General features: G+C 37.2%; 12 protein-coding genes and 1 pseudogene. 8 read left to right on the top strand and 5 right to left on the bottom strand.

Annotated elements, in window-relative coordinates:
- Nucleotides 1-357 precede the first annotated feature (357 nt).
- On the top strand, nt 358-1,677 hold the full coding sequence (gene dcm, locus AN490_RS22055) for a DNA (cytosine-5-)-methyltransferase (protein WP_300007056.1): 1,320 nt from the start codon (nt 358-360) through the stop codon (nt 1,675-1,677).
- A gap of 23 nt (nt 1,678-1,700) precedes the next feature.
- On the opposite strand, the gene AN490_RS22050 is transcribed toward dcm, so the two are convergent.
- The 3 genes from AN490_RS22050 to groES all read right to left on the bottom strand — a co-directional run bounded on the left by AN490_RS22050 (nt 1,701) and on the right by groES (nt 4,626).
- The gene (locus AN490_RS22050; protein WP_300007054.1) at nt 1,701-2,369 is read right to left on the bottom strand and encodes an NgoBV family restriction endonuclease; all 669 of its coding nucleotides are present in this window, start codon (nt 2,367-2,369) and stop codon (nt 1,701-1,703) included.
- A gap of 203 nt (nt 2,370-2,572) precedes the next feature.
- Nucleotides 2,573-4,207: a chaperonin GroEL gene (gene groL / locus AN490_RS22045; RefSeq protein WP_300007052.1), complete on the bottom strand. Its 1,635-nt coding sequence runs from the start codon at nt 4,205-4,207 to the stop codon at nt 2,573-2,575.
- Between the two features lie 107 nt (nt 4,208-4,314).
- Nucleotides 4,315-4,626, bottom strand: a complete 312-nt coding sequence (gene groES / locus AN490_RS22040; RefSeq protein ID WP_015083039.1) for a co-chaperone GroES — start codon at nt 4,624-4,626, stop codon at nt 4,315-4,317.
- 1,069 nt (nt 4,627-5,695) lie between these two features.
- Between groES and AN490_RS22035 the strand changes: the two genes are divergently transcribed.
- Together AN490_RS22035 and AN490_RS22030 are read left to right on the top strand one after the other, a co-directional pair.
- Nucleotides 5,696-6,376: a response regulator transcription factor gene (locus AN490_RS22035; RefSeq protein ID WP_300007048.1), complete on the top strand. Its 681-nt coding sequence runs from the start codon at nt 5,696-5,698 to the stop codon at nt 6,374-6,376.
- 227 nt (nt 6,377-6,603) lie between these two features.
- The gene (locus tag AN490_RS22030) at nt 6,604-7,593 is read left to right on the top strand and encodes a hypothetical protein (protein ID WP_300007046.1); all 990 of its coding nucleotides are present in this window, start codon (nt 6,604-6,606) and stop codon (nt 7,591-7,593) included.
- Here the strand turns inward: AN490_RS22030 and AN490_RS22025 are convergent.
- Nucleotides 7,561-7,707 (bottom strand): annotated as a pseudogene (locus AN490_RS22025) (Uma2 family endonuclease); the annotation flags it as partial. The gene AN490_RS22030 and the pseudogene AN490_RS22025 overlap by 33 nt on opposite strands.
- Nucleotides 7,708-7,755: 48 nt before the next feature.
- Nucleotides 7,756-8,628, bottom strand: a complete 873-nt coding sequence (locus AN490_RS22020) for a ParA family protein (protein ID WP_213720044.1) — start codon at nt 8,626-8,628, stop codon at nt 7,756-7,758.
- A 298-nt stretch (nt 8,629-8,926) separates the two neighbouring features.
- On the opposite strand from AN490_RS22020, the gene AN490_RS22015 reads away from it, so the two are divergent.
- The 5 genes from AN490_RS22015 to ureC all read left to right on the top strand — a co-directional run bounded on the left by AN490_RS22015 (nt 8,927) and on the right by ureC (nt 12,892).
- Nucleotides 8,927-9,766, top strand: a complete 840-nt coding sequence (locus AN490_RS22015) for an urease accessory protein UreD (protein WP_300007042.1) — start codon at nt 8,927-8,929, stop codon at nt 9,764-9,766.
- A 113-nt stretch (nt 9,767-9,879) separates the two neighbouring features.
- Nucleotides 9,880-10,182, top strand: a complete 303-nt coding sequence (ureA, locus tag AN490_RS22010) for an urease subunit gamma (protein WP_300007040.1) — start codon at nt 9,880-9,882, stop codon at nt 10,180-10,182.
- A 145-nt stretch (nt 10,183-10,327) separates the two neighbouring features.
- The gene (locus AN490_RS22005) at nt 10,328-10,822 is read left to right on the top strand and encodes a DUF4276 family protein (protein ID WP_300007038.1); all 495 of its coding nucleotides are present in this window, start codon (nt 10,328-10,330) and stop codon (nt 10,820-10,822) included.
- Between the two features lie 14 nt (nt 10,823-10,836).
- Complete coding sequence (locus AN490_RS22000; protein ID WP_300007036.1) at nt 10,837-11,142, top strand: urease subunit beta; 306 nt, start codon at nt 10,837-10,839, stop codon at nt 11,140-11,142.
- 43 nt (nt 11,143-11,185) lie between these two features.
- Complete coding sequence (ureC, locus tag AN490_RS21995) at nt 11,186-12,892, top strand: urease subunit alpha (protein WP_300007034.1); 1,707 nt, start codon at nt 11,186-11,188, stop codon at nt 12,890-12,892.
- The last annotated feature ends 117 nt before the right edge of the window (nt 12,893-13,009 follow it).

Below are 13,009 nucleotides of genomic sequence, written 5' to 3'. Positions count from 1 at the left end.
AAATCATTGTCAATAAGTAGACGTTAATGCGAATTTTTGGGTCATTATTGAGATTAAATAGTCCTTATTGATAAGATGCGTTTCCCCTGCTACAAGGGGTAAATTTATAATCCATTAATGGTATCTCCAGAATTAAAAAATAAGCTTGATAAACTTTTAGCTGTAAGTTGAATTGAAACTCAATATTCTCTTGTGTGCCTCTGCGTGCAAAAAAAGCCACATCCTTGCGGAACATTGAAATCTTTTTCTTTCACTCTTTCAGCAGTTACAGTACCGTTTATAAAAAATAATTATCGTTACTAAAAACATACATACTATGTTAATATATAAATTGTTTGTTGATATTAATAGCTAAAAATGTCTACCACTATTAAATTTATTGATTTATTTGCAGGGATTGGGGGAATGAGATTAGGCTTAGAAAAAGCCTGTAAATCTTTAGGAATTCACAGCGAATGTGTTTTAACTTCCGAAATTAAATCTACAGCAATTAAAGTTTATCAACAAAATTTTAATGAAGATAAAATCTGGGGTGATATCACGGAAATATCAAGTCAACAAATACCTGATTTTGATGTTTTATTAGCTGGGTTTCCCTGTCAACCTTTTAGTAGTGCAGGAACAAGACAAGGATTTTTAGATACTAGAGGAACTTTATTTTTTGAAATTGAACGTATTTTAAAAGATAAATCACCTTTTGGATTTTTATTAGAAAATGTTGAAGGTTTAGTTCAACATGATGACGGTAGAACATTAACAACTATTATAAATAAATTAGAACAATTAGGTTATCAAGTTAAATGTGATGTTTTGAATGCTAGAGATTTTGGTGTTCCTCAAGATAGAAAAAGAGTTTATATAACTGGAACAAAGATAAATCCTATTTCTTTAAATTTTCCTAGAAATAATAAATCTGTATTATTAAATATTTTAGAAACAGGTTGTCCGACTTTACAAACAAATTTTGTTAAGAAATTATTAGCACAATATTCTCTTGATGAACTTTATGGTAAATCTATTAGAGATAAAAGAGGAGGAGAAGATAATATTCACAGTTGGGATTTAGAATTAAAAGGAAATGTTAGTACAGAACAAAGAGAATTACTAAATTTATTACTAAAACAAAGAAGAAGAAAAAATTGGTCTGCTAAAAAGGGTATTCACTGGATGGATGGAATACCGTTAAGTTTAGATGAAATTGAAACTTTTTATCAACATAAAGATTTAAAACAAATATTAGATGATTTAGCCAATAAAGGTTATTTAAAATATGAACATCCTAAAGATATTCAAGAAGTAGTAAATAAAGATGGTAAAACAGTAAAGAAAAGAGAATATAGACTTGATTTACCGAAAGGCTATAATATTGTAGTTGGTAAACTCAGTTTTCCGATTAATAAGATACTTGATCCTCATGATATTGCACCAACTTTAGTAGCTACTGATATGCAGAGATTAGCAGTAGTTGATGGTAAAGGGTTAAGATGTTTAACAATTAGAGAGGGATTGAGATTATTTGGTTTTCCTGAAGATTATCACATTAATTTACCTATCAATAAAGCATTTGATTTATTGGGAAATACTGTAGTAGTTACTGTGGTAAGAGAAATTTCGGAAAGAATAGTTATTCAAAAAATGCTATCAGTTCCTAATCAAGTCTACGTTTTAAGTAGATAAAACTAATCACCCTTTTACAGAACTTATAATTCCACTTGTGTATGATCCCAATAATTATTTTTAACTTTTTCAAGCCAATTATGGCTATCTTCTTGCGTTATGTGATACTGCATAAGAGTGTCATGTAAAGCTGTTACAAAGTCTAGTCTAGACTTAAAGGGCTTATATTTATTTCTTGCAGAGTACCAAGCAACAGGTCTAATATTATAAATTACATTTCTTTTAGCTTGACATCTAATGGGATATTTTTTCGACTTTCCTGTAATTTCCCAAATTTTCTTTAGCCAAACTTCTTTGATTTGAAATTTGTAATTATTTATATCATAAGAAAATATTAAATAATCAGCGTCTAACCGATATGCTTGCTTGGTCAAAGAATCACAATAAGCTTCAAAGTTTGCTACATCAAAATTAGGTGAAGAATAAAAAGTTTTGATTTCCAATAAATCTTTAGTATTTGAATCTTCATCTAGTAGAAAATCAGGAAACTCTTGACTATTTTGTTTTATTCTAAACTTAATTCCTTGTTGTCTCATCCATTCCGCAAGCCATTCTTGAAATAAATCTCCAACGGCACTTTTCTCATTTATTTTGATAGATATGTTAAGAAAATCAAAGGTAATGTCCCCTTGATTCTTTGTAATTTGATTTTCTATCAATAAAGTATAAATTTCATTAGCTTTGGTTAGCATCTAGTTTCCATTAATTAAAAAATTATCAATTAGCAACGCAATTGCTACACTGAAATACAAAGTATCCCATAAGTATCAAAAATATTTTTTTCTTAATCTTAATTTTATAATTGAAGGCTAAAAATTAATCATTAACAATAAAAAAACAGCCGCCCCCTTACGGAAGCGGCCATTATTCAAACTAGGAAAACTACTAAAAGATTTTAGTAATCGTAATCTCCACCCATACCAGCGCCAGCAGCAGGAGCGCCATCTTTAGGTTCTGGCTTGTCAACAATGATACATTCTGTTGTCAACACCATCCCAGCGATAGAAGCAGCGTTTTGCAGAGCAGAACGAGTTACTTTAGCAGGGTCAACAATACCAGCAGCTAACATATCAACGAATTCGTTGGTAGAAGCATTGAAACCAATGTTGAAATCCTTCTCTTTCACTCTTTCAGCAATTACAGCGCCGTTTTGACCAGCGTTTTCCGCAATTCTCTTCAGAGGAGCAGGTAAAGCCCGAACAACGATTAAAGCACCAGTCAACTCTTCATCTTTGAGGTTGCTGTGCGCCCAAGCTTCCAATACAGGAGCGAGGTGAGCCAAGGTTGTACCACCACCGGGAACAATACCTTCTTCTACAGCAGCCTTGGTAGCGTTGATAGCATCTTCCAAACGTAGTTTCTTATCCTTCATTTCGGTTTCGGTAGCTGCACCAACTTTAACTACAGCAACACCACCGGACAATTTAGCCAAACGCTCTTGGAGTTTTTCTTTGTCGTAGGAAGATTCGGTTTCATCCATCTGACGACGGATTTGTTCGCAACGAGCCTTAACACCAGCTTCATTACCTTCAGCCACAATTGTGGTGCTGTCTTTGGTAATGGTGATGCGACGAGCTTTACCTAGACTTTCTAACTTGGTGGTATCTAGTTTCAAACCAGCGTCTTCAGTTACGAGTTGACCACCGGTGAGAACTGCGATATCTTCTAACATGGATTTACGGCGATCGCCAAAACCAGGAGCTTTTACAGCAGCCACGTTGAGGACACCGCGTAAACGGTTAACTACCAAAGTTGCCAAAGCTTCTTTTTCGATGTCTTCAGCAATAATTACCAAAGGACGACCGGAACGAGCTACTTGTTCGAGGACAGGAACTAAATCTTGTACCAAAGCAATCTTCTTGTCAGTCAACAAGATATAAGGCTCATCAAAAACGGTTTCCATCCGTTCTGCATCGGTAGCGAAGTAAGGGGAAATATAACCCTTATCAAAACGCATCCCTTCGGTGATTTCCAATTCGGTGGTCATAGACTTCCCTTCTTCTAGGGAAATTACGCCTTCTTTGCCCACCTTGTCCATAGCTTGAGCAATCATAGCCCCGACTTCTTCGTCGTTACCAGCAGAAATTGCCGCAACTTGTGCGATCGCTTTAGAATCTTCTACAGGGCGAGCGTGTTCAGCAATTTTTTCTACTAAAAACGCAGATGCTTTGTCAATACCGCGCTTCAATAAAATCGCATTAGCACCAGCAGCAACGTTCCGCAAGCCTTCTTTAACAATGGCGTGAGCCAAAACGGTAGCTGTGGTTGTACCATCACCAGCAGCGTCATTGGTTTTGGAAGCAGCTTGACGAATTAGAGCTACACCAGTATTTTCGATGTGGTCTTCTAATTCAATTTCTTTAGCGATGGTGACACCATCATTAACGATTTGTGGTGCGCCGAATTTCTTCTCTAAAACCACGTTACGACCTTTGGGTCCAAGGGTAACAGCTACAGCTTCAGCGAGAATATCAATACCACGCTCTAGAGCGCGACGGGCGTTTTCGTTGTAAATAATGCGCTTTGCCATAATAAGTCTAAATCCCGGTAGTAAATTAAATTTTTCTGATTTTCAAAGAAATTGGTGAGTGGTGAACAGGTAATTCGGAAAAATTCTTACCCATCACCCATGCCCAATTAGCTGACGATTGCTAAAATGTCTTTTTCAGAAAGCAATACATATTCTTCTGTAGCCAACTTGATATCGGTGCCAGCGTACTTGGAGTACAACACTTTATCGCCAACATTAATGTCCATTGTTTGACGAGTCCCGTCGTCATTGCGCTTGCCAGGTCCAACAGCGGCGATTTCGCCAACTTGGGGTTTTTCCTGAGCATTATCGGGCAAAAACAAACCGCCTGCGGTTTTTTCTTGGGGGGCGCTTACTTTGATAAAAACGCGATCGCCCAGGGGCTTAACGGTGGAAACGCTTAAAGATACGGCTGCCATACAAAATTTTTTGCTAAATTAGCACTCTCGACTCATGAGTGCTAATCTAGCTTTATATAGGACATAATAGCAATCATGACTTGTGTACGGGTTTCCGAACTAGGGCTAGGGTGGCAATACTTAAGTGCAAATATCCAATTATTTTAGTTGTCAGGGTTTGTTGCGTAGGTAATGAATATTTTGATATGGACAACTTTATTTGCAAACTTGGGAAATTGTTATAGAACTGTAATCAGGGATCTACTCAATGAGTAACAGCACCGTGATCCACGAACAGGCATCTCATCCCTAAAACTACTAGGGAACTGGGAACTGGGGACTGGGGACTGGTCACAGGGAGTAATTAGCTCTTCCCCCATTACCAATTAGCTCTTCCCCCATTACTAATTACCCAGTCAAAAAAACAGATAAATGCTCAATTCTGTTACAAATCAGCTAGTCTAGAACTTGGTAATGCTGTTAACAAGGACTGGGGGAGCGATCAACCCATCAGTTAGCACATAGTTATTCCATAGGCATCTTCACAGCCCAAGCCAAAAACTTGCGTGTTTGTTGTTCTAGAACGATAATGGTAGTTTGCCTAGATGGGGTCTGGTATCGCCAATTAAATCCAGAAGTCATGAGAGCAGGTCATCCAAGACCAGTAAATTGGCCATGAGGATGGTGAAAAAATCTGTATTTTTAACCCATGCTTTGCCAAAAAAAACTTCCCGGCTGATTTTGAACCTCTGATAGAGGCTTCACATCCTAAGGATAAGTAGAGCAGCAGTATGCCAATGAAAGCGCAGGTGAGTTTTGAACTAAGGTCATCTTGAAAAATACCGACTTGTGATTCACAAGGACGATAATTTAATCAGGGTTTTCAGCCTGCAACTTTCAAATGGATATATAATAGCGCATTATAAAGACTACTGCTATACGTATCCTTACTAGACTTTTTCCATTCACCTGCAAGTCTGTTGAAAGTAACTAACACTTTTAAGACTTAGGGGAGTTAAAGTAAGTTAAGTGGGAAAAAAGACAACATCCTAAGTCATCCACCATACGGGATAACTATATCAATACCTTAATGGATCGAAGCGCGAGAAGTGCCACTGTTATGAAAGAACCCAGCATGAAAGACCACAAAAGACTTCTATTGATTGATGATGACCCTAACCTCATCTTGGTGGTGAAGGATTACTTAGAGTTCCGGGGCTACGAAGTCATCACGTCCGCCAATGGCAGAGAAGCCCTGGATCTTCTAGAAACCGAAGTTCCAGATATGATTATCTGTGACGTGATGATGCCGGAAATGGACGGATACACTTTTGTCGAAGAAGTCCGCAAGACTGAACGAACTAGTTGGATTCCTTTTCTTTTCCTCTCAGCTAAAGGTCAAAGTGCAGACCGAGTTAAGGGTTTAAATAAAGGTGCTGACGTATATATGGTCAAGCCCTTTGAACCGGAAGAACTCGTAGCACAAGTAGAATCCTCACTCAAGCAAACTGTGCGTTGGAGAGAACAAACCAAAGGTGGGGACAGCGGTAGCGGTTCTCGTATCCAAGTTCCTTTCGATGTCCAGTTAACCCCCACTGAACTGAAAGTAGTCCAGTTCGTCGCTAGGGGTTTAGCAAACCGCGAAATCGCTGAAGAATTAAATGTCAGCCAGCGGACTGTTGAAAGCCATGTGTCCAATATGTTGGGCAAAACCAATCTCCACAACCGGACTGAATTAGCACGGTGGGCGATTGAAAATCAAATGGCTTAAACGATTTTAGATTTTGGATTTTGGATTTTGGATGATTTATCTAAGGTCTAAAGTCCAAAATTTTTGATTGTGGATTTTTGAGAATTTATACTAAATATAATTTAACGCAGATAAACGCAGATGAACGCAGATGAAGATGGTTAAGAATCTCAGCGGCTTCAGTATTAAGTCCATTTTTTGTAGGTTGGGTTAAGCGACAGCGCCACCCAACGCATTTATTGGTTTTTATGCTGATTGCTCGTAAAGATGCTTATGCTGGTGTCAATATTTTCAATGGGACATTACCAGAAACCAGTATTGAGTCCAAAGATAATCCATTACAAAAGGTAGATTATGAAATAACTGACCGTATTTCTGAAAAGTTTCACAAATTAAGTGTAAATGCTGAACTTCAATTAAGCGTTTTGGCAGGAATGGTTAATTTACAAGGTTCTGGAAAATACTTGAAGGAAGAGAAAGCAAGTGCTAAAGCTGGTAGAATGACATTGTTGTATTCTATTATGACGAAATTAGAGCGAATCAATATTTGCAATTTAGAATTGAAAAAGATCATTGATTTGAATACTATTGATTCTTTTGAAGCAACTCATATTGTTGTGGGAATTTATTGGGGAGCAAACTGCACAATTACTTCAGAATATGCTAATCAAGAAAATAAGAAACAGACAGAAGTAGAAGGTTTCTTAAAAGCGACAGCAGACAAAATATCTTATGCTATAAAGGGTGAAGGACAAGGCAATTATGATGATAAAGATAATGAATATAGCAAAAATTTTAGCTTTCATAGTAATTGTGACGTTGTAACAGATGAAGAATTGCCCAGTACCCTACCCCAGACTATTGAGTTTGTTAAAAAACTTCCTAAATTAGTTGGTAAATCAAACAATGGGAAAGGTAAGCCATTATCATATATTCTACTGCCTATATCATCTGTTATTAATTATTTTAACCATGAAAAACAAATTGATCTTGTTTTAAAGCAATTGAAAGAAGCTTCAATTTTAAGGTTTGTTCATCTATTTGAAGAAATATCTTTAGAAGAAATGCGGTATGCGTATATGAATCCATTTGTCTTTTGCCATGATAGTGTTGACATTGAATTTGAGATACCAGGAACATTTACGCTCAATTCAAAGGTCGAATTAGAGAGTAGTTTGAGTGAGATAAGAGAAAGATTCCGTTGCCAAATTAAGAGCTATAGTAACATGAGTTTCTAATGCGCCAGCCATTGCGTAGATATATCCATCAATGTATTCATACTTAATGGGGCTATTTTCTTCTAATTCTAAATATTCTTCTGGGGTGATGTAAATTTGGGAAGAAGCAAACATATTCAAAACCTCACAAATAAGATAAGATGTAGGGTTAACACCTGCTAGTCATGGTAAACTAACCATCTGTAAGAGATTAACAGAATTCTGATTTAGTCTTTGCATAAATTCCTTAGTTAATTTTACCATTGCATCATGGGTATCACCGTATTTTTGTTTGTATGTTAGCTGCATACTAAAATCTAAACTTTCAGCAACTTTTGCTCTTTCCGGGATTTTATTGTAGAAAGTTGGTGGAAAGAAAGGATTCACAATAATAAAATTTAAATTCTGTGTTTGGGCAACCGTTCCGTTATAACGAGAAATTAAAGTTCCTATCGGGTTGAGGTGATGTTCATAATCTTGATTAAACTTCTCAATCTGTTTGAGTAATAGTTCTAAACCATGAATTGACATTCTGCTAGGGACACAGGGAGTAAGACAAAAATCACTGGCATAAAACGCGCTTTTGATAATATTATTAATACTGGGTGGACAGTCTATTAAAATGTAGTCATACTCTGCTAGTAATGGAGTGATAATTTGCCGCAAAATAGAAACAGAACTTTCTGGTAAATACTCTTGCACTTCAAATAATCTTGGACTGCTAGGAATTAGATGTAGGCAATTAAAAGAGTTTTTATTTCTGACATTAGAAACTTCTTCTTTGACTATAAATTTATCATAATTACCATTTGCTAAAAAATATTCAGCATTTTTAAACAAAAAAGGCAATGTCAACCCTCGATTATTATATTGCCATTCCCAAACTTCCTCAGACATTAAGCCAGTAGTTAAGTTACTTTGGGGGTCTAAGTCAATAGCAAGAACACGCTGACCATACATTGTATCCCCTGCTAAATACTCTGCTAAGGCCATAACAAGAGTAGTTTTGCCAACTCCACCCTTAAGGTTACAAACGCTAATTACTTTGGCTGTCATATTTTTTAGTAGATGCTGTATTGATGGAAATGCTGTTCTATTTTGACCGAAAATGGTACAAAATTAACAACTAAAAAAGATCAAAATTAAATTAAAAGTGATTTTCACAAAAAAACTAATAATTATCCTTGCTGCCATAAAATTAGGATTCCACTGAACATTACAAAGGAGATAACGAGTTGACAGAAAAGTAATAATCTGTAATTCTTGAATTTTTATCCCAAAATTATTTAAATCTATTTAGCACAATATGTTAAACCGTACAAATCAGGTGATTAATTTTTACTTTACCCCATAAATGATTGAGAACACCCAAACAATACAAGGTTGGCATGGCTTACTTAACTTAGTCTATGCTAATCGCCAAGATTCCACTCAGTTAATTTACAACCACCATCAAGCCCCATTAAAGGTACAACGCCCCTTTTACCCGGAAGGACAAGAAATTTGCCATAGTGTGATTTTACATACGGCTGGGGGCATTGTGGGGGGCGATCGCCTATCCTCTCATATTCACCTCCAACCCAATACAAACGCCTTGATTACTACAGCCGCTGCTGGTAAAATATATCGTAGTAATGGCTTACAAGCAAGACAAACCGTAAATATCCAAGTTGATGCTCATGCTTGTTTAGAATATTTACCCCAAGAAACGATTTTATTTAATGGGGGGATTTATCGGCAAGATTTACGAGTAGAATTAGCTACGGATGCGAGTTATTTAGCTTGGGAAATTACGCGGTTTGGACGCAGTGCTAGGGGTGAAAAATTTGTACAGGGAGAGATGCGATCGCACACAGAAATCTGGCAAAATGGTATGCCATTATGGATTGATAGACAAATCGTCCCTGGTAGCGAAGAAGTATTTCACAGTTCTCATGGTCTAAGAGAAAATCCCGTTGTTGGTAGTTTTGTTGGCGTTGGGTTCCCCATATCTCCAGAAATCATCAACCAAGCCCGGTCTTTAATTATTCAAAACTCTGATGCTGGGGTAACTCGCTTACAACATGGATTTTTGTGCCGATATCGTGGTAATTCTACATCCCAAGTCAGAAGTTGGTTTACAAATATTTGGCAAATATTACGAGTATCTTGTCTAAATCGTGGTAATTGTATTCCTAGAGTATGGCAAATATAGAACAAAAGACCGAGATTCCCGACTTCTGATATCAATTAATAATTTATTTACAAAATAAAAAAGAAGTCGGGGATCTTAATTATTCAACTTTAGTAAAGTTACAGGAGAAAAACGTGCAGCTTACACCCCAAGAGAAAGATAAATTATTAATTTTCACCGCTGCTTTAGTCGCAGAGAGACGCAAAAATCGAGGTTTGAAATTAAATTATCCCGAAGCAATTGCCTTTATTTCTGCGGCGATTTTGGAAGGTGCAAGAGATGGTGAAACTGTAGCAAATTTGATGAGTTATGGGACAACTTTATTAACTCGTGATGATGTTATGGAAGGGATTCCTGAAATGATTCATGATGTTCAAGTGGAAGCCACTTTTCCTGATGGTACAAAGTTGGTAACTGTACATAATCCGATTCGTTAGAAAAGATTAAGATAGGAGAAAGTACAAACCAAGTAAAAACGTAGAACCTTTAATTGACCAGAAATTACAGCAAGGTATTAGTATTAAATTTTTTGCTATTAAGGGAAATGATAATGATAAAGGAGGAGATGCCAAGAAAGATTTATTGACAAAAATACCAATTAAAGCAGTCAACATTATCTGCAATCAACCAGATTCTATTGTGGTAGTTATGCCAGATTTATATCCCCAAAATAGAGGGTTTGCACATGAAACAATTCAAGAACTAGAAAATGGTGTTTTAAATAATTTTAATCAGGTATTACAGTCTAAAGGAATTAATGATAATCGCTTAAAAGAGCGTTTTCGAGTCTTTTGCTTTAAACATGATTTAGAAGCCTTAATTTTGGCTGCTGAATCAGAATTAAGAAGCGTACTTGGTGTTGATTCTCTTCGTCGAATATGGACAATACCAGTTGAGGAACAAAATCATAATGTTCCACCTAAAGATATTGTAGAAAGAATTTTTCAAAAATGCGGTAAGAAGTATAAAGGTAGTACACATGGACGAATAATATTAGGAAATGCAAGATATCAGGATATAGCAGAAAGATGTCCGCAAGCTTTCAGACCGTTTGTAGAGTTTTTAGAAAACCTTTAAAGTAGGAAAAAATTATGATACCAGGCGAAATCATTACCCCATCTGGAGAAATAGAACTAAATCTAGGTCGTCCCACGACTAAAATAATAGTAGCAAATACAGGAGACAGACCAATTCAAATCGGCTCACATTTTCACTTTTACGAAGTCAATACCGCTTTAAACTTCGACAGAGAAAAAGCGCGAGGAATGAGATTAGATATTCCCGCCGGCACAGCCGTCAGATTTGAACCAGGAGACGAAAAAGAAATTACTCTAGTTCCTCTCGTTGGTACACGCCAAATCTACGGCTTCAACAACAAAATTGACGGAAACCTCTAAAATTCTCCCTGCGCCTCTGCGTGATAATAAAAAGGATAAAAATATGCCCTACAAAATGAACCGCCAAGCCTACGCCGATACCTTCGGACCAACAGTAGGAGACAGAATTAGATTAGCAGATACAGAACTATTTATAGAAGTAGAAAAAGACTTTACAACCTACGGTGATGAAGTGAAATTTGGTGGGGGAAAAGTCATTAGAGATGGGATGGGACAATCTCCTATTTCTAATCAGGATGGGGCTGTAGATTTAGTTATTACTAATGCTTTGATTCTCGATTGGTGGGGAATTGTCAAAGCAGATATTGGCATTAAAGAGGGGAAAATTTATAAAATTGGTAAAGCCGGAAATCCCTATATTCAAGACAATATAGATATTATTATTGGACCGGGAACAGAAGCTTTAGCCGGTGAAGGAATGATTCTCACTGCGGGGGGAATAGATACCCACATCCATTTTATCTGTCCCCAACAAATTGAAGTCGCTATTGCTTCCGGTATTACTACCATGATTGGTGGTGGTACAGGCCCAGCTACGGGAACAAATGCCACAACTTGTACCCCTGGACCCTGGAATATGTACCGAATGTTGCAAGCTGCTGACGCATTCCCTGTCAATTTAGGATTTTTGGGGAAAGGTAACACCAGTAAACCTCAAGGGCTAATAGAACAAATTGAAGCCGGGGCGATAGGATTGAAACTCCATGAAGATTGGGGAACAAATCCAGCCACAATTGATACTTGTTTGACGGTTGCTGATGAATATGATGTGCAAGTAGCAATTCACACTGATACTTTAAACGAAGCTGGCTTTGTGGAAGATACAATTGCCGCTTTTAAACATCGTGCTATTCACACTTATCACACAGAAGGGGCTGGAGGTGGTCATGCACCAGACATTATTAAAGTTTGCGGACAAAGTAACGTTTTACCATCTTCCACTAATCCTACCCGTCCTTACACCGTCAACACTCTAGATGAACATTTGGATATGTTGATGGTATGTCATCATTTAGATGCAGCTATTCCTGAAGATGTATCTTTTGCTGAATCCCGTATCCGTCGAGAAACTATTGCTGCGGAAGATATTCTGCACGATTTAGGCGCGTTTAGTATGATTGCTTCTGACTCCCAAGCAATGGGGCGTGTCGGTGAAGTAATAATTAGAACTTGGCAGACAGCACATAAAATGAAGGTGCAACGGGGAAGCCTTGCTGGTGATAGTCATGCCGATAATTTACGAGCTAAACGTTATGTTGCTAAATATACAATTAATCCGGCAATCACTCATGGTATTTCTGAATATGTGGGATCAGTAGAAGCGGGTAAATTAGCCGATTTGTGTTTGTGGAAACCTGCTTTTTTTGGTGTCAAACCGGAAATTGTCATTAAAGGCGGCATGATTGCTTGGTCACAGATGGGTGATGCTAATGCTAGTATTCCCACACCCCAACCTGTATATATGCGACCGATGTTTGGCAGTTTTGCTGGTGCTAGAAATGCAACATCATTAACTTTTGTGTCTCAAGCTGCTTTGTCCAGAGAAATTCCTCAACAATTAGAATTAAGAAAATTAGCGATCGCAGTTTCAGGAACTCGTCAAATTACTAAGCGAGATATGAAATTAAATGATGCTTTACCTCATATTGAAGTAGATCCAGAAACCTACGAAGTTCGCGCAGATGGTGAATTATTAACTTGTGAACCAGCAACCGTTTTACCAATGGCACAAAGATACTTTCTCTTTTAGAATAGAGGTATCTCAAGCCAAATAGGAAGATAAGATCCCCGACTTCTTTTATTTATTGTGTCCACAAATTATGAATTTATGTCAGAAGTCGGGGATCTGGGTATGAACGATTGCTAT

The sequence above is a fragment of the Anabaena sp. AL09 genome (assembly GCF_001672255.1).
GTDB classification, from domain to species: Bacteria; Cyanobacteriota; Cyanobacteriia; order Cyanobacteriales; family Nostocaceae; genus Dolichospermum; species Dolichospermum lemmermannii.
The sequence above is the reverse complement of the archived record's forward strand: the minus strand, read 5'-3'. Positions and strand labels throughout refer to the sequence as shown.